General features: G+C 56.8%; 13 protein-coding genes. 7 read left to right on the forward strand and 6 right to left on the reverse strand.

Going from position 1 to position 17,129, the window contains the following annotated elements:
- The first annotated feature begins 166 nt into the window (after positions 1-166).
- The 4 genes from FHL07_RS20885 to mapR all read left to right on the forward strand — a co-directional run bounded on the left by FHL07_RS20885 (position 167) and on the right by mapR (position 4,850).
- Positions 167-907, forward strand: coding sequence for an ABC transporter permease (locus tag FHL07_RS20885; RefSeq protein WP_095018840.1), 741 nt, complete (start codon positions 167-169; stop codon positions 905-907).
- Positions 907-1,647 carry an ATP-binding cassette domain-containing protein gene (locus FHL07_RS20890; protein ID WP_095025076.1) on the forward strand — a complete coding sequence of 247 codons (741 nt, stop codon included), beginning with the start codon at positions 907-909 and terminating at the stop codon, positions 1,645-1,647. The genes FHL07_RS20885 and FHL07_RS20890 overlap by 1 nt, the downstream gene beginning before the upstream one ends.
- Before the next feature lie 222 nt (positions 1,648-1,869).
- Entirely contained in the window at positions 1,870-3,291 is a 1,422-nt protein-coding gene (gene ccoG / locus FHL07_RS20895; protein WP_095021199.1) for a cytochrome c oxidase accessory protein CcoG, read from the forward strand.
- A gap of 146 nt (positions 3,292-3,437) precedes the next feature.
- Positions 3,438-4,850, forward strand: coding sequence for a GntR family transcriptional regulator MpaR (mapR, locus tag FHL07_RS20905; RefSeq protein ID WP_095002453.1), 1,413 nt, complete (start codon positions 3,438-3,440; stop codon positions 4,848-4,850).
- Between the two features lie 120 nt (positions 4,851-4,970).
- On the opposite strand, the gene FHL07_RS20910 is transcribed toward mapR, so the two are convergent.
- Positions 4,971-5,381, reverse strand: coding sequence for a PA0061/PA0062 family lipoprotein (locus FHL07_RS20910; RefSeq protein WP_095018837.1), 411 nt, complete (start codon positions 5,379-5,381; stop codon positions 4,971-4,973).
- Between the two features lie 189 nt (positions 5,382-5,570).
- Here FHL07_RS20910 and FHL07_RS20915 point away from each other — a divergent pair, with 189 nt between their 5' ends.
- Genes FHL07_RS20915 through FHL07_RS20925 form a run of 3 tightly spaced genes read left to right on the forward strand, consistent with a single transcriptional unit; the run spans position 5,571 to position 11,344 of the window.
- Positions 5,571-8,792, forward strand: coding sequence for an efflux RND transporter permease subunit (locus FHL07_RS20915; RefSeq protein ID WP_095018836.1), 3,222 nt, complete (start codon positions 5,571-5,573; stop codon positions 8,790-8,792).
- Entirely contained in the window at positions 8,782-9,948 is a 1,167-nt protein-coding gene (locus FHL07_RS20920; protein WP_095002363.1) for an efflux RND transporter periplasmic adaptor subunit, read from the forward strand. The genes FHL07_RS20915 and FHL07_RS20920 overlap by 11 nt, the downstream gene beginning before the upstream one ends.
- A complete protein-coding gene (locus FHL07_RS20925; protein WP_138738877.1) occupies positions 9,932-11,344 on the forward strand; it encodes an efflux transporter outer membrane subunit in 1,413 nt (470 codons plus the stop codon). The genes FHL07_RS20920 and FHL07_RS20925 overlap by 17 nt, the downstream gene beginning before the upstream one ends.
- Before the next feature lie 116 nt (positions 11,345-11,460).
- Here FHL07_RS20925 and FHL07_RS20935 read toward each other — a convergent pair whose 3' ends face one another.
- From FHL07_RS20935 to FHL07_RS20955, 5 genes are all read right to left on the reverse strand, one after another.
- Positions 11,461-12,699 (reverse strand): ATP-grasp domain-containing protein, encoded by a 1,239-nt coding sequence (locus tag FHL07_RS20935; RefSeq protein WP_238705572.1) that lies wholly within the window; start codon positions 12,697-12,699, stop codon positions 11,461-11,463.
- An 11-nt stretch (positions 12,700-12,710) separates the two neighbouring features.
- Entirely contained in the window at positions 12,711-13,625 is a 915-nt protein-coding gene (locus tag FHL07_RS20940) for a DMT family transporter (protein ID WP_138738880.1), read from the reverse strand.
- Positions 13,622-13,969 carry a pyridoxal-phosphate dependent enzyme gene (locus tag FHL07_RS20945; RefSeq protein ID WP_138738881.1) on the reverse strand — a complete coding sequence of 116 codons (348 nt, stop codon included), beginning with the start codon at positions 13,967-13,969 and terminating at the stop codon, positions 13,622-13,624. Before FHL07_RS20945 ends, FHL07_RS20940 begins: the two co-directional genes overlap by 4 nt.
- Positions 13,970-14,299: 330 nt before the next feature.
- Positions 14,300-15,568 (reverse strand): Zn-dependent hydrolase, encoded by a 1,269-nt coding sequence (locus tag FHL07_RS20950; protein WP_095002358.1) that lies wholly within the window; start codon positions 15,566-15,568, stop codon positions 14,300-14,302.
- 36 nt (positions 15,569-15,604) lie between these two features.
- Positions 15,605-17,092 carry an NCS1 family nucleobase:cation symporter-1 gene (locus tag FHL07_RS20955; RefSeq protein WP_095002357.1) on the reverse strand — a complete coding sequence of 496 codons (1,488 nt, stop codon included), beginning with the start codon at positions 17,090-17,092 and terminating at the stop codon, positions 15,605-15,607.
- Between the last annotated feature and the right edge of the window lie 37 nt (positions 17,093-17,129).

The following is a 17,129-nucleotide window of genomic DNA, read 5'->3' on the forward strand; positions in this document are numbered from 1 at the left end:
GCAAATGAAATAAGATCATCGCAAAGGTTTCAGGAAGCCTTAATAAGCCACAGGGAAAACTATACGACTACTGTAGGAGCAATCTTAAACAAGATGTGCATATTTTTGACAAACTTCAAGGTAGGTATTAAATCTACAAAGATGCCCTTTCCTTAGCAGGTGCCACATGCACAAGAATACAGGATCTCGAGCCTTTCAACTGGCCATGATTTTTATCAAGGAACAGCTCAAGGAACCGACTGCACTGTTCTGGATATTACTGTCGCCCGGTGCTGTTTTCTATCTGCTGATCTACTCGAAAGGAGACGATAATTTCAATCAAGATTACAGCGCTGTCACCGCATGGTTTTATGCCTATATATCTTCAAGCGTAGCGTTCTTTGGATTTTCTTTTTATATCATTGGCCGTCGAGAAAGTGGTTTCATCCGTTCATTCATTTATACGCCACACGCCAGAGCAGTGTTCCTGATAGCGCAACTCATCGCTTACTCCACAATCGCCTGCTTGTACTGCTTGTTTTTTTACATGATGACACGGCTTCCTTTTGGGGGTTACTCCACTTATGAAGCCTCAACACTCATGATCCGATTTTATAGTTGCTTTATTTTATTCTGCTCACCCGGCCTGCTCATTACCGCACTACCACTCAACTTCCAAACGGCCAACACTGTTTTTTCAATCTTATCTTTTATTATGCTTGCCCTCGGGGTAGCACAAGCTGCCCTTCCTGAACCCACCTATTTCCCAATTGAATTATTCAACCCTCTAAGCCTTGGCAAAAGCATTATGCAACAGGGTATACAACCGCTATGGAAAATCATTATCAGCATTTTTGCGACCTTCATCATCGCCTTGTTATTGGCCTGCAAGTACTTGCGTATCAATCCAGTATGGAGCCGCTACTAATGAGTATTTTACAGGCAGACTGCATTGATTTCCGCTACCCAGAAAAACCGCTTTTCAGCCAAGCTAGCCTGCAGGTTTGCTCAGGCTCAATGACTGGTTTACTAGGACCTAATGGTGCAGGCAAGACCACGTTCTTTGATATTTTATGCGGTTTAAAAAAACCAGATAATGGCCAGATCATAAACCCTTTTACTCAACAACTTTATTTATCTCAGACACTAATGACACCTCCCGCGTTGCGCATGTATGACATTTTCAAAATGACGGCCTTACTCTGCTCGCCCGCCCCCATTAACAAATGCCATATACAAGAGAAGCTGGCCCGTTGGAGCCCTCGAATCCTTGACCGCTACAACGAGATCTGGAGCAAAAAATCCTCTCTGTGCAGTTACGGTGAAAAACGCTGGTTCTTCACCGTTTCACTGCTGTCGGTCGCAGCTGATTTCTACATTTTGGATGAACCCACTGCAGGGGTAGATCCGGAATTTCGCTTTCATATCTGGCAATGCCTGCGCGGTGCGGCACAGGACGGGGCGGCAATCCTTGTGTCCTCGCACAATGTCGATGAAATCAGCGAAAACTGCCAAGGCTTTTACATGATCAGCCAACAGAAATTCCTACACTTTGAAGACGGTGAAGCGTTCAAATATCACTATCAGGCCAGCACCCTCGATCAAGCCTTTATCAAGGCCGCATGTGGGGCTGACATGCACAAGTCATCACAACCCATCAGACCGTGATTCGCAGATTTTCTTGACCCCGATCACCCCCTGTACCACCCAACTGCGTTACAGGCGTGCAAAGCCAGCAAAACCGGGGCAGAACCTCGGGTGCAGCCGATTGTCGCAGGCCGCCTGAAGGCGCCATCTGATCCGGTTTTAATTCAAATAACTGAGTCTGTTATGCAAACAGTTCGCTGGGCATAGTGCTCGGGCCTGATGGAGGCTGATGAGCGAAAGACCATGAGCGAACAAATTCCCGTCCAGATACTTGAATCATTTGAGGCTCCCCGACCAAGAGCCGCAAAAACCAATAACAAGTCCAGCGACAACCTGATTCATACCCGCAGTTTCACCGGCCTGTTTCGCACCCTACGAATCGTGGGAGCAGGCCTGTTGTTTTTACTGTTCTTTGGCACCGTATGGCTCAACTGGGACGGCCGTCAGGCAGTGCTGTGGGACTTGTCTGAAAGTAAGTTTCATATATTCGGCGCGACCTTCTGGCCGCAGGATTTCATCCTGCTTTCGGCACTGCTGATCATTGCAGCCTTTGGCCTGTTTGCAATCACGGTATTTGCCGGGCGCGTATGGTGTGGCTACACCTGCCCGCAGAGCACCTGGACCTGGCTGTTTATGTGGTGCGAAAAGATCACCGAAGGTGACAGAAACCAGCGCATAAAGCTGCAAGCAGCGCCCTGGCGCCTGAACAAGATCCTGCGCCGAACGGCCAAGCACTCGTTGTGGCTGGCCATCAGCGTGATGACGGCACTGACCTTTGTCGGTTATTTCACCCCGGTACGGCCACTGGCCACAGAGCTGCTGACCCTGGAGATCGCCGGTATCAGCCTGTTCTGGATGCTGTTTTTCACCGGCGCCACTTATATCAGCGCCGGCTGGCTGCGCGAGGCAGTGTGCATGCATATGTGCCCGTATGCACGGTTCCAGAGCGTGATGTTCGACAAGGACACCCTGGCCATTTCCTATGATGTGGCCCGCGGCGAAAACCGCGGCCCGCGCAAACGCGGGGTCGAACCCAAGCAGGCCGGGTTGGGTGATTGCATCGATTGCTATATGTGTGTGCAGGTATGCCCCACCGGGATAGATATTCGCGATGGCTTGCAGATGGAGTGCATCGGCTGCGCGGCCTGTATCGATGCCTGCGACTCGGTGATGGAGAAAATGGGTTACGCTCCGGGCCTGGTGCGTTATACCTCCGAGCACGAATTGCAAGGCGGCAAGACCCATCTGCTGCGCCCGCGGCTGATCGGCTATGCCGTGGTGCTGGTGGTGATGATCGGCGCGCTGGTGATGGCGCTGAATATGCGCACCATGGTGTCCCTGGATGTGATCAAGGACCGCGGCCTGTTCCGTGAAAACAGCCAGGGCCAGATCGAGAACATTTACAGCCTGAAAATCATCAACAAGACCCAGGAGCCTCAGCACTACCGGGTTTCGTTGCAGGACGGCGAGGCGTTCCAGTTGCAGGGTAAAACCGAACTGACCCTGGCCCCCGGCGAGATTGTCGATGTACCGGTGTCTGTTGCCCTGCTGGCCGAGCGCCCGAAAAGCAGCTCGCAGACCATCGAGTTTGTGGTCACTGACACTGATGAACCGAGCGTGCGCAGTGTGGCCAAAAGCCGTTTTGTTGCCCCGCTGAACCGTTAAGCTGCAAATACTTTGTGTGGGAGCGGGCTTGCTCGCGACAGGATTGCTGCGGTGTGTCAGGCAAATCGCAGTCAGGCCATCGCGAGCAAGCCCGCTCCCACACCATTGCCCCGCCAGTAACCCAACGCCGGACCGAGCCTTATTCCATGAAACGCTACGAAAAATTTGCCGACGATATTGCCGAACTGATTCGCTCCGGGGTGCTCGGCCCCGGCCAGCGCGTGCCTTCGGTGCGCTATGCCAGCCAGACCTACGGCGTCAGCCCCTCGACGGTTTTTCAAGCCTATTATTTGCTGGAGCGTCGCGGTTTGATCCGGGCCAAGCCGCGCTCAGGCTATTTCGTCAACACCCATGCACCCAGTCCGTTTTGCGAGCCAGTGTTCAGCAGCCACGTCACCGAGTCCACCCAGGTGGATGTCAGCGCCCTGGTGTTTTCGGTGCTGGACTCGATCAAGGATCCGCACACCGTACCCTTTGGCTCGGCCTTCCCCAGCCCGATGCTGTTCCCTTTGCAACGCCTGGCCCGCTCGATGGCCACCGCCAGCCGCGAAATGGACCCGCGCATGGTGGTGACCGACATGTCCCCCGGCAACCCGCAATTACGCCGGCAAATCGCCCTGCGCTATATGGTCGGCGGGCTGATGCTGCCGATGGAGGAACTGCTGATCACCAATGGCGCGCTGGAGGCCCTCAACCTGTGCCTGCAGGCCGTCACCGAACCCGGTGATCTGGTGGCCATCGAAGCCCCGGCGTTCTACGCCTGCCTGCAAGTGCTGGAACGGCTCAAGCTCAAGGCCGTGGAAATCCCGGTGCACCCGCGAGATGGCATCGACCTCGGCGTGCTGGCACAAACCCTTGAGCGCCACCCGATCAAGGCCGTGTGGTGCATGACCAGCTTTCAGAACCCGATTGGCGCGACCATGCCAGAGGCCAAGAAACAGGCACTGGTGAAGTTGCTGAGTGACCATCAGGTGCCGTTGATCGAAGACGATGTGTATGCCGAGCTGTATTACGGTCAGCACCCGCCCAAGCCGGCCAAGGCGTTTGATACCGAAGGGCTGGTGATGCATTGCGGCTCGTTTGCCAAAAGCCTGGCGCCGGGCTATCGCATTGGCTGGGTGGCTGCGGGGCGTTACGCGCAGAAAATCGAGCGGCTTAAACTGATGACCTCGCTGTGCGCCTCCATGCCGGCCCAGGCGGCGATTGCCGACTATTTGCAACATGGCGGCTATGACCGCCACCTGCGTAAATTACGCTATGCCCTAGAGGAGCAGCAAAGCGCGATGCTGGCAGCGATAGGGCGTTATTTCCCGGCACAAACCCGGGTCAGCCAGCCATCGGGAGGGTACTTTCTGTGGCTGGAGCTGCCCGAGCAAATGGACTCGCTCAAGCTGTTTCAGATGGCGTTGGCCCAAGGTATCAGCATTGCGCCGGGGCCGATCTTCTCGGCTACCCAACGTTTTAGGAACTGCATCCGCCTGAACTACGGCAGCCCATGGGACGCTGCCTGCGAAAAGGCCATGGAGACCCTGGGCAAGATCGTCAAATCGTTCACTTGATGCCCTCGTTCCTTCGGCAGTGGCTACAAAGTCTGAAGGACATTTCAACTGTGGGAGCGAGCAGGCTCGCTTCCACAGGGAGGGTTGACCGGCAACAGCGTATCTACAGGGATCGCAATCTCACCCCGGCATACAGGTGAAGTCCGCCGTGTGGGCCACTTCCTTGCCGTGGCCATCCACCAGGCGTGCACTCACTTCAGGCCCCAGGCTCGATTCGATCAATTCGTAATGCTCACCCGCTTTAAACCCGCTGTAGTTGACCTTGCCCTGGCAATCCACCTGGTTTTCATCACCCGTGGCACCTTCATACAGGGTCACGTCCAGCCGGTGGGCACCAGGCGTGACTTCAAAATAGCGGCCATCGTTGATGCTTTTGCCGTCTACACGCTCGGCCATCAGGTCACTGTTGCCCTCTTCTTTCAGTCCGATCCAGGCTTCGCCCGGGTCCTGCTTGGGCATGGGCCCTGCACAAGCCGACAGCAACAGCACCAGGCTCAGGGACGGAATCAGCAGAAGCGGTTTAAGGTTCATCGCAGTCGAGCCTCGAAACAATAGAGTAGGCCGCAAGCTTGCGGCGCCTCGCGCCTTGCGCCAAATGAATGAAAATGAAGGGAATTTCAGCCCTTTCCTAAAGGATCCTTCACGTTGCTGAAAGCTGAACGTTAGGTTTGAGCGGTGAGACTGCCGAGGTTTGCAATTCCACTCCTCGGAGGTTCTGGCATGCTCGGGCTGGTAAAGACCGCACTGCACAAGCCGTACACGTTTATCGTGCTGGCGATTTTCATCTGCATCATCGGGCCACTTGCCGCTGTGCGGACCCCTACTGATGTATTTCCTGATATTGGCATTCCGGTAGTCGCCGTGGTCTGGCAATACACCGGCCTGGCACCTGCCGACATGGCCGGCCGGGTGATCTACACCTACGAACGCTCGCTGAGTACCACGGTCAACGACATCGAACATATCGAGTCGCAGTCATTGCCCGGCATGGGCATCGTGAAAATTTTCTTCCAGCCCGGCGTCGATATTCGCACCGCCAACGCGCAAGTGACCGCCGTGTCACAGACCGTGCTCAAGCAGATGCCGCCGGGGATTACCCCGCCACTAATCCTTAATTACAGCGCGTCCACGGTGCCGATCCTGCAACTGGCGTTCTCCAGCCCGACACTTTCGGAAGCCAAAATCCGCGATCTGGTGCAGAACAATATCCGTCTGCCCCTGAGTGCCCTGCCGGGCCTGGCCATGCCGACGCCGATGGGTGGCAAGCAGCGTCAGATCACCCTCGACCTTGACCCCCAGGCACTGGCTGCCAAAGGCCTGTCCGCACAGGATGTGGGCAATGCCCTGGCAGCGCAAAACCAGATCATCCCGGTGGGCACCGCCAAGCTTGGCACCTATGAATACACGGTGTTGCTCAACAACAGCCCCAAGGCCATCGACGAACTCAATGACCTGCCGATCAAGACCGTCAATGGCGCGCTGATCACCATCGGCCAAGTGGCCCACGTACGTGACGGCTCGCCGCCGCAAACCAATATCGTGCGCGTCGACGGCCATCGTGCGGTGCTGATGCCGGCGCTGAAAAACGGCAATATCTCGACCCTGTCGATCGTCGACGGTATTCGCGCAATGCTGCCGCGTATCAACGAAACCCTGCCACCGTCGCTGAAAACCTCGTTGCTGGGCGACGCTTCGGTGTTCGTCAAGCAATCGGTGGGCAGCGTGGCTCAGGAAGGCATCATTGCCGCCCTGCTGACCAGCGCGATGATTCTGCTGTTCCTCGGCAGCTGGCGTTCCACCCTGATCATTGCCGTGTCGATCCCCCTGGCCGTGCTGTCGGCCATCGCCCTGCTGGCCCTGAGCGGGCAAACCCTCAATGTCATGACCCTTGGCGGACTGGCGCTGGCGGTGGGGATTCTGGTGGACGATGCCACAGTAACCATCGAGAACATTAACTGGCACCTCGAGCAAGGCAAGTCGGTGCGCGATGCGATCCTGGACGGCGCCAAGCAGATTGTCGGCCCGGCGTTCGTGTCGCTGCTGTGTATTTGCATCGTGTTTGTGCCGATGTTCATGTTGCAGGGCATTGCTGGCTATCTGTTCCGGCCGATGGCGCTGTCGGTGATTTTCGCCATGGGCAGTTCCTTTATTCTGTCGCGCACTCTGGTGCCGACCCTAGCGATGTTTCTGCTTAAGCCACATGTGCCGGAACAAGGTTCAGGGCATCACCCGGAAGACGGCTACATCAACCATCACGAGGGCGATCAGCACACCCGCCAGCACTCGGCACCAGTGCGTGCACTGCTGAGCTTTCAGGCGGGATTCGAGCGCCGCTTTTCGGCAGTACGGGACGCTTACTACGCCGTACTGGAACTGGCCCTGGCCAATCGCAAACGCTTTCTGCTGGGTTTTATGGCCTGTGTACTGGCCTCCTTTGCCTTGCTGCCAAGCCTGGGCCAGGACTTTTTCCCGGCCACCGATGCCGGTGCCCTGGCCTTGCATGTGCGCTTGCCGCTGGGCACGCGCATCGAAGAAAGCGCTGCGGACTTCGATCGCATCGAGTCACGGATTCGAGAAATCATCCCGGCCGAGCAACTGGACACAGTGATCGACAATATCGGCATTCCGCTTAGCGGCATCGATATGGCCTACAGCAGCAGTGGCACTATCGGCCCGCAGGACGGCGATATTCAGGTCACCCTTAAAGAAGGCCACAGCCCGACGGCCGACTATGTAAAACGCTTGCGAGAAGCCCTGCCGGAGAGTTTCCCCGGCAGCCAGTTTGCCTTTATGCCTGCAGATATCAGCACCCAGATCCTCAATTTCGGAGCACCGGCTCCGCTGGACGTGAAAATTTCCGGGCGTGACGACGAGGCCAACCGCGCCTATGCCCTGGAGCTGCAACGTCGCCTGCAACATGTACCGGGAATTGCCGACCTGCGTATTCAGCAGTCGGTGGGTTACCCGTCGCTGCAGGTCAAGGTGGACCGCCTGCGCGCCAATGGCCTGGGGATTACCGAACGGGATGTGACCAACAGCATGGTGGCCTCCCTGGCGGGCAGCTCCCAGGTGGCACCGACCTTCTGGCTCAACCCGCAGAACGGTGTGTCTTATGGTGTGGTAGCCGCAACGCCGCAGTATCGTCTGGACAGCCTGCCGGCCCTCGAAGCCCTGCCCGTGACCGGCAGTAACGGCCAGTCACAAATCCTGGGCGGGCTGGCGACTATCAGCCGTGTGCAAAGCCCGGCCGTGGTCACTCACTACAACATTCAGCCGACGCTGGACCTCTACGCCAATATTCAGGGTCGCGATCTGGGCTCGGTGGCGGCCGATGTGCAAAAAGTGATTGATGGCGCAGCCAACCTGCGGCCCAAAGGCGCAATCATCAGCCTTCACGGCCAGATCGATGCCCTGCATGAAGCCTTCAGCGGTCTGAGCTTCGGCCTGCTCGGCGCGGTGGTGCTGATCTACTTGCTGATCGTGGTCAACTTCCAGTCGTGGCTCGATCCGTTCGTGATCATCACTGCCCTGCCCGCGGCCCTGGCCGGGATTGTGTGGATGCTGTTTCTCAGTGGCACCTCGCTGTCGGTGCCCGCCTTGACTGGGGCTATTTTGTGCATGGGGGTGGCTACCGCCAACTCGATCCTGGTGGTGAGCTTCTGCCGCGAACGCCTGGCCGAACATGGCGACGCTCTCAAGGCCGCAATGGAAGCGGGCTATACACGTTTCAGACCCGTGTGCATGACTGCACTGGCGATGATGATCGGCATGCTCCCGCTGGCCTTGTCAGAAGAACAGAACGCCCCCCTGGGACGCGCCGTTATTGGCGGTCTGATGCTAGCCACCGTTGCCACCCTGCTGTTCGTGCCCGTGGTCTTTAGCCTGGTGCACGGCCGTGAAAAAAATCGAGCTGCTGCTGGAGAAACTTCCCATGTCGTCTGATCAAAAACCCTCGCGCAAGCGCTTGATATACCTGGGCATCGGTGGCCTGACCCTGGCCGCCTTGCTGGTCGCCAATGGGCTGGCCGCCCGCAGTCGCCATGAGCACGCGGTGAGCCAATGGACCGAAGCGGCCGCACTGCCGATTGTCAACGTATTCCAGCCCCTGCAGAACGCCCATGGCGATACCCTGCGCCTGCCCGCGCATCTGGAGGCCTGGAGCAAGGCGCCGATCCATGCCCGGGTCAACGGCTACCTGCAAAGCTGGCAAACCGACATTGGCAGCAAGGTCAAGGCCGGGCAGGTCCTGGCGGTTATCGACAGTCCGGATCTGGATCAGCAACTGGCGCAGACCCGCGCCCATATGCTCCAGGAGCAAGCCAACGCCCGGCTCGCGGCCACCACGGCCACACGCTGGCAAAATCTGCTGGCAAGCCATTCGGTGTCGCGCCAGGAGGCTGACGAAAAACTGTCCAATGCTGCCGCCGCCAAGGCCAATGCCCAAGCCGCTGAGGCGGATTACGCACGCCTGTCGACGCTGGAAGCCTACAAGACCATTCGTGCACCTTTTGCCGGCACCATCACCGCGCGCAATACCGATATCGGCCAGTTGATCAAGGCCGATACCGACAGCGATACCGAGCTGTTCGACCTTGCCGACACGCACCAACTGCGCCTGTATGTGCCGGTGCCACAGAACTACGCCAGCGTGATCCGCCCCGGCATGCAGGTACAACTCAGTGTGCCGGAACATCCGGGGCAAATGTTCAACGCAAAACTGATCGGCAACTCGACAGCAATTGACCAGCGCTCCGGCACCCTGATGGCCCAGTTCGTCGCCCTCAACCCCGGTGACGCGCTGATGCCCGGCGACTATGCCGAGGCGCTGCTGTCGATTCCGGCCGATACCCATGGCGTCAGTATCCCGGCCAGCGCCCTGATTTTCCGTGCCCAGGGCACACAGGTGGCAGTGCTCGACAAGGCCCGGCATGTGCATTTGCAAACGATCCATATCGGCCTTGATCTGGGCGAACGACTGGTGATCGATCAAGGCCTTACGGCCACCGACACCGTCATCGACAATCCGCCCGACGCCTTGCGCGAAGGCGACTCGGTCAAGCTGGCCGACGCAGGAGCCCCCCATGCAGCCAAGGCTTAAACGCAGCGCCCTGTTACTGACCCTGGCGTTGCAGGGTTGCTCACTGGCACCAGGCTACAAGGCACCCGACCTCAAGTTGCCCGAGCACTACCGTGAGCAAACCAGCGACGGCCCGTGGCACAGCGCGCAACCTGCCGACCAGCTCTCACCACAGTGGTGGCGGGTATACCAGGATGAACGCCTGAACAGCCTGCAACAGCAGTTGCTCAAGGCCAATCCGGATCTGGCCGCGGCACTGGCCCACTTCGATGCGGCGCAGGCGTATGCCAGCCAGTTGCACGCTGGGCTGTTCCCACAAATTACCGCCAGTGGCCAGCCGTTGCGCCAGCGTCAATCGGACAACCGTCCATTGCGCGGCAGTACCCAGCCATCGGTCTACAACAGCAATACGGCGGGGTTTGCGTTGAATTTCGACCTCGACCTGTGGGGCAAAATCCGCAATCAGGTGGCGGCGGGCGATGCTCAAGCCCAGGCCTCGGCGGATGACCTGGCCGTCGCGCGTTTGAGCCTGCAACGCCAATTGGCCAGCCTGTATGTGCAACTTGACGGGCTGGATGCGCAGCAGCAAATCCTCACCCGCTCGCTGGATGATTACGCTCAGGCCCTGCAACTGACCCGCTCGCGCTATCAGGGGCAGATCGCCTCGGAACTCGACCTGACCCGTGCCCAAAGCCAACTGGCCGAAGCCGAGGCGCAGCTGGATGACGTCCGCGCCCAACGCAACCTGACCGAACACGCCATCGGTGAACTGGTGGGCGAACCTGCCAGCAACTTTCAGCTGGTGGCCAACACGCAAACGCTAAACCTGCCTGATCAACCGCGCACCCTGCCCAGTACCCTGCTGCAACGGCGCCCCGACATCGCCGCGGCCGAGCGCCGGGTTTTCGCCGCCAACGCCGGGATCGGCGTAGCCAAGGCCGCCTGGTACCCGGACTTCAGCCTGACCGGCCTGCTTGGCGGGCAAACCCAGGGTAGCGGCAATTTGCTGTCTGCCGGTAACAGGTTCTGGGCGTTGGGGCCGTTGGTCAACCTGCCGATTTTTGACGGCGGCAGGCTCGATGGCCAGGAACGCCAGGCCAGGGCCGAATTTGCAGAAGCATCAGCCCATTACCGTAGCCAGGTGCTGCACGCGGTGCGTGAAGTTGAAGACAATCTCGCCCAGCTGCGAGACCTGCAACAGGAAAGCCTCGATGAACAGGCCGCAGCCAACGCCGCCGAACACACCCGGGAAATCGCCACCCACAGCTATGAAGCCGGCGCGGTGAGTTACCTGGACGTAGTCACCGCACAGACTGCCGCCCTGCAGGCCCAGCGCCAGGTGCAGGCATTGCACACCCGACAGTTACAGGCCAGCGTAGGGTTATTGACGGCGTTGGGGGGTGGTTGGCAAGGCTGACGCCCTGCGCATCAGTGGGAGCAGGCTTGCCCGCGATGGCAACACCGCGATTTGCCTGACAGAACGCAGTGCTTGCATCGCGGGCAAGCCCGCTCCCACAGGTTGGGGCGTCTGTCTTATTTCTTCTCTTGTAGATAGATCCCGGCTGCTTCCATTTCACGGATTCGAGCGTAATCGGCTTCGATCTGCGCCAGATCGGTATGAACCAGATAAACAGTGCCCGGCTGACTGAATACGTCCCGGGTAGGCGCAATTCGCTGACCATTTTCGACGTAGAACACCACCTCGAAAAAAGACGCCAGGCTGCGCAATTGATGCACAAATGCCCCGGTACAGAAAACACCTTCCGAATGATTGATCAGGCACACATTGTAAGTGTGCCTGGACAGTACATAGTCCTGATTGCCGGCCAGTAGCTGCTCAAACTCAAGGGGCCGAGTGATGGACAGTGCACATGCATCAATCTGTCCAAGACCGGTGGTCAGCGCCGAGACACCGGGCCTTAGAATTCCGTCTGTACGTGCTGCAATCTCCACCAGTTTTGGCCCGTCCTCGGTGTACATAACCTCGGCATGGCTGGGGCCATTACGGATACCCAGGCACTTCACCACCTTGCGGGTATAGGCCACCAACTCGGCATACGGAGCGTCGGTGCAAGCAAGCAGTTGATCGATGTCATATACGATGCTGCCTGTTTCCAGCACACGCTTGGTGTATTTCACCACCTCTGTGACCAACTGATACCCATTCAAGGACACCATATTGACGACATACTCAGTGCCCACCAAATACTCCTGAAGTAGCACCTGGCTGTTTTCGAGACTCAACTTGTTGCGCGTACCCAACAGCGCCTTGAATGCCTCCTTGCACGCTGCCAGATCGCGGCAAATATAAACCCCGTCCGCCCCTGCGCTTTCCAGGGGTTTTACGACTAGCGGAAACCTGCCATGGGCAGCCACCCAGTCTTTACCGTCGCTCCACGTATCCACTGCGCACTGGGCAGGGGCGGATAAACCGGCTTCGGTAACGCACTGAATCATCTCGTATTTGTTTCTGCGAGCCCTGCTCCTGGAAAACTCATTGGCGTAATCCAGCCCCAACTGTTCATTCAACAGATCGGCCAATAACACCCCGCTTTCTGCCCCAGCAATAATAACATCGGGATTAAAATGCCTGAGCTCCGCCAACGTGAACGTCGTATCCGTATGAACGATGGATCGCTCGTAAATAGACGAATCAAATCCGGCATAATAATAGCCATCGAGATCAGAACTGGACGCAACATGAAATAAAGCACATTCATTTTCGTACAATTTCTTTGCCAGGAATTTACCCGACGAAAATCCGTCAACCACTACAACTCTTATCATTTCGCACCTCGCCTGTTTGATATAGCCTGCCAGGCCAGCAGTCCAACAATAAGACAGACGGCCAGGATGCTCGGCATTGAAATCGCCACCCGCGAATCCAGGTATTGAAGTAGCAAGGTAAAAACCGGCAACGTCAGCAATACAAATGACACCGCTATTGGACTGAGATGAAAAATGGTTTTTTGAATAAGGTAGACAGGCAACAGATGGCCGACGATAACCAGAACTGACAGCGGCAAGATCCACTGGGGGGCGAGACTGAATGAGGTGTCGCTGAAGCTGATAAACAGGCTGCAAACAACTACCATCATGACGCTCCTCACAGCCAGAATGTCATAAGTTTTCCAACGACAATAAAACATCTTTTTGGAAACAATCGTATAAAATACCGTGCCCATTGCACACAGCACTACACTGACAATACCGATAATTCTCTGTTCTATGGAAGTCGAAGAAATACCACTTTCCCCGACCAAAGACTGAAACAGCATTATGGCAACCGAGAGCAATACCAGTCCGGCAATCAGGGTTTCGAGTGCAGTGGCCTTGCCAGCACCTTTTACAAAGCTCGACACCAGCAAAGTCAATGCTGGGCCGCAGGCTACTGAGGCTACCCCTACTACCGCTGGTTCCAGAAATCGCAGGGCATAAAAAAGACCGCCCCAATTCAACAATACCGACAGATTGATCCATACCACCAATGGCCAGTCTTGCTGGATCTTGTCCATCAAGCTATGCCTGCCTGCACGGAGGCTGTACATCATAAACAATGCAGCAGACGAAACAAAGCAATAGAAAACAACCACCAGGGTATCAAGTACCTGCGTTATAAACGCGACATACACGTCAAAGGCGGCGCTGATAAAACAAAAGAACAACCCTAATATAACACCCAAGTTTTCAGGCTTCATAGACAACCTTTGGGCGTTTCGACCACATGTGCTCCATACGTTCTTATTTGCTCTTTACGTTCACATGTCATCCCTTCCGGCATGAATATTGTGATGGAATAACCTTTCTTCTTTCCAATCCATGCTAGCGCCGCCCCACCGTTACCGGTCGAGCAGTCAACCAGCGTCATACCTTTACGAATGACACCCTCACGCTCTAGCGAAGTGATGATATTCAAATAAGTTCGATCTTTATGACTGCCAGAAGGATTCATATATTCACACTTCGAAAACAAGCGACCTCCATTGCAGGCAAATCGCATTAGCTCAACGAGTGGTGTATTGCCAATATCGTCCAGATTCATAAAACCCCCACGACCTTAAGCCTGATAACTTCCCAGTTATTAATAACTCAACAAGCTCTCAAATAAACATTACCCTCAAGAGACCATAGCCGCAAACAAATACACATAGAAAGATCCTACACCATCTTACAGAATCATCTTTAGGACAAAACTAAGCCATTGTTATTGCGCAAACTTAAAATACAAAAATGCCGACACAGCAGGCGAAACGAAACATCACGAAACAAATATTCGATCTCGCGAGCATCTAAAGAACAAGAAAATATGGAAACAGGAGCGGTTTTTACCGCTCCCATAGACAGGAGAAAGTGCTGGATCTTTAAAAAAGCATCAATGCGCTACATTTTTCGACGCCGCCAACATTGCCTTAAGCAATACCGCGCATCCCGCTGCCAGATCCTTGGGATCGGCGTTTTCGATTTCGTTGTGGCTGATGCCGCCTTCACAGGGCACAAATATCATCCCTGCCGGACCCAACTCGGCCAGGAAGATGGCGTCGTGCCCTGCCCCGCTGACGATATCCATGTTCGACAAGCCCAACTCATTGGCCGCATCCCGCACGGCGTTAACGCAATCAGGGTTGAAGTACAGCGGCGGAAAGTCTGCTGTGGGAGTCAGTTCGAAACTCAGGCCATGCTCCTCGCAGGTGGCTTCAATCACCCCACGCACTTGCTCGATCATCGAGTCCAGCCGCTCGGGCAGCAAATGCCGGAAGTCCAGGGTCATGCGTACTTCACCGGGGATAACATTGCGCGAGCCCGGATAGGCTTGCAGGCAACCCACGGTCCCGCAGGCGTGGGGTTGATGGCCAAGAGCTGCCTTGTTGACGGCGGCAACCACGGCCGCCGCCCCGACCAATGCATCCTTGCGCAGGTGCATGGGCGTAGGCCCGGCATGGGCTTCTACACCGCGCAGGTTGAGGTCGAACCATTTCTGCCCCAGGGCGCCAAGTACGACGCCGATGGTTTTGCGCTCGTCCTCCAGAATCGGCCCCTGTTCGATGTGAGCTTCAAAGTAGGCCCCCACCGGGTGGCCGTTGACCTGGCGGCTGCCAGCATAGCCAATTGCATTCAGGGCCTCACCCACGGTCACGCCCTGGGCATCGGTTTTGGCCAGGGTTTCTTCAAGGGTAAACTTGTCTGCAAAAACCCCGGAACCCATCATGCAAGGCGCAAAGCGTGAGCCTTCTTCATTGGTCCACACCACCACTTCCAGCGGCGCGTCAGTCTCGATATTGAGGTCGTTGAGGGTGCGCAGTACTTCAACCCCGGCCAGTACGCCAAAGCAGCCGTCGAACTTGCCGCCGGTGGGCTGGGTGTCGATATGGCTGCCGGTCATCACCGGCGGCAAGTCTGGATTACGCCCCGGGCGGCGGGCAAAGATATTGCCCACGGCGTCCACGCTGACGGTGCAACCGGCGTCCTCACACCAGCGTACAAAAATATCCCGGGCCTGGCGGTCCAGGTCGGTCAGGGCCAGGCGGCATACACCGCCCTTTACCGTGGCACCCAGCTGGGCCAGTTCCATTAACGAGGCCCACAGGCGCTCGCCGTTGATCAATGGCGCGCGGTGCTGCTGAAGGTCGTGTGCGGCGTTCATGATAGTTTCCTCAGGCAGTTTTTATAGGAAGGCGCTTCAAACCGTGCCTTTGACGGCTTCTGCTTGCTGACTGTTCAGGCGATACAACCCGTAATAAATCACGGCCCCGAGCAACGACCCGGTAAACCAGCCGAAGTCATAGAACCAACTGAAGGCACTGCTGCCCAACGACAGCAACGTCAGCGCCACAGGTACACCAAAAGCGATAAAACCCTTCCAGTTCCAGGCCGGGTACACCCCGTCACGGTACAGCCCGGCAAGGTCGAGTTTTTGCTGACGGATAACGAAATAGTCGACCACCATGATCCCGGCAATCGGCCCAAGCAGGCTGGAGTAACCCAGCAACCAGTTGGAGTACACGGTTTCCAGGCTCACATCCGAGACCAGCAGGCCGAGTTTCTTCAGCAATTCATGAGCCATCAGCGCCAAGCCCACCAGGCCGGTCAAGATCACTGCCGTGGTGCGGTTGATCAACTTGGGAGCGATGTTCTGGAAGTCATTGGTGGGCGACACAATATTGGCCGCCGTATTGGTCGACAGCGTGGCGATGATGATCAGCGCCATGGCCAGTGCCACCCAGCCCGGGCTCTGGATATGGCCGATCAGGCTGACCGGGTCGGATACGGTAACGCCTACCAGTTTTTCGGACGCTGCCGTCATCACCACGCCCAGAGCGGCGAACAGGAACATGGTCAGCGGCAGGCCAAAAATCTGCCCCAGGATCTGGTCTTTCTGGCTTTTTGCGTATCGGCTGAAGTCCGGAATATTCAGGGACAAGGTGGCCCAGAAACCCACCATTGCAGTCAGGCCGGCAAAGAAGTAGCCGTACACACTGGCACCTTCCGGGCGCTTGGGCGGCTGGGCCAGCAGTTCACTCATCGACACATTGGGCAGAGCCCACACCAGCAGGCCCAGACCGACCAGTACCAGCAAGGGTGCAGACAGGGTTTCCAGCCACTTGATCGACTCGGCACCGCGCAATACCACCCACAGGTTGAGCGCCCAGAAAATCATGAAGCCGATCACTTCACCCGTACCGCCCAGGCTTTTCCAGCCCTCGAACACCGAGCCCAGAAACAGGTGGATGGCCAGACCGCCGAACAGTGTCTGGATCCCGAACCAGCCGCAGGCCACCAGAGCACGGATCAGACACGGTACGTTGGAGCCGATAATGCCGAAGGAAGAACGCAGCAACACCGGAAAGGGAATGCCGTATTTGGTGCCCGCAAAGGCATTGAGAGTCAGAGGGATCAATACCACGATATTTGCCAGCAGAATCGCCAGCAGTGCTTCACCCACTGAAAGCCCGAAATAGGCTGTCAGAACCCCGCCCAGGGTATAGGTGGGTACGCAAATGGACATGCCGACCCACAAGGCAGTGATATGCCACTTGTTCCAGGTGCGCTCATGAACTTTGGTGGGGGCGATGTCGTGGTTGTACCGGGGGCTATCGAGGACTTCAGGCCCGGCATCCAGTTCGTACAAACCGTTACGTTCGGTGACTTTTGATCTGCTCGGTTGCATAGTCGATCACTCTCTTGTTGTGCTGCTCCTGGTTGAA

The organism is Pseudomonas sp. FSL W7-0098, from assembly GCF_005930585.1.
Classification (GTDB): domain Bacteria; phylum Pseudomonadota; class Gammaproteobacteria; order Pseudomonadales; family Pseudomonadaceae; genus Aquipseudomonas; species Aquipseudomonas bubulae.

Excerpts from the sequence above, each read along its gene's own strand:
- FHL07_RS20885 (WP_095018840.1), top strand. The coding sequence starts at position 167 with ATGCACAAGAATACAGGATCTCGAGCCTTTCAACTGGCCATGATTTTT.
- FHL07_RS20890 (WP_095025076.1), top strand. The coding sequence starts at position 907 with ATGAGTATTTTACAGGCAGACTGCATTGATTTCCGCTACCCAGAAAAA.
- ccoG (WP_095021199.1), top strand. The coding sequence starts at position 1,870 with ATGAGCGAACAAATTCCCGTCCAGATACTTGAATCATTTGAGGCTCCC.
- mapR (WP_095002453.1), top strand. The coding sequence starts at position 3,438 with ATGAAACGCTACGAAAAATTTGCCGACGATATTGCCGAACTGATTCGC.
- FHL07_RS20910 (WP_095018837.1), bottom strand. The coding sequence starts at position 5,381 with ATGAACCTTAAACCGCTTCTGCTGATTCCGTCCCTGAGCCTGGTGCTG.
- FHL07_RS20915 (WP_095018836.1), top strand. The coding sequence starts at position 5,571 with ATGCTCGGGCTGGTAAAGACCGCACTGCACAAGCCGTACACGTTTATC.
- FHL07_RS20920 (WP_095002363.1), top strand. The coding sequence starts at position 8,782 with ATGTCGTCTGATCAAAAACCCTCGCGCAAGCGCTTGATATACCTGGGC.
- FHL07_RS20925 (WP_138738877.1), top strand. The coding sequence starts at position 9,932 with ATGCAGCCAAGGCTTAAACGCAGCGCCCTGTTACTGACCCTGGCGTTG.
- FHL07_RS20940 (WP_138738880.1), bottom strand. The coding sequence starts at position 13,625 with ATGAAGCCTGAAAACTTGGGTGTTATATTAGGGTTGTTCTTTTGTTTT.
- FHL07_RS20945 (WP_138738881.1), bottom strand. The coding sequence starts at position 13,969 with ATGAATCTGGACGATATTGGCAATACACCACTCGTTGAGCTAATGCGA.
- FHL07_RS20950 (WP_095002358.1), bottom strand. The coding sequence starts at position 15,568 with ATGAACGCCGCACACGACCTTCAGCAGCACCGCGCGCCATTGATCAAC.
- FHL07_RS20955 (WP_095002357.1), bottom strand. The coding sequence starts at position 17,092 with ATGCAACCGAGCAGATCAAAAGTCACCGAACGTAACGGTTTGTACGAA.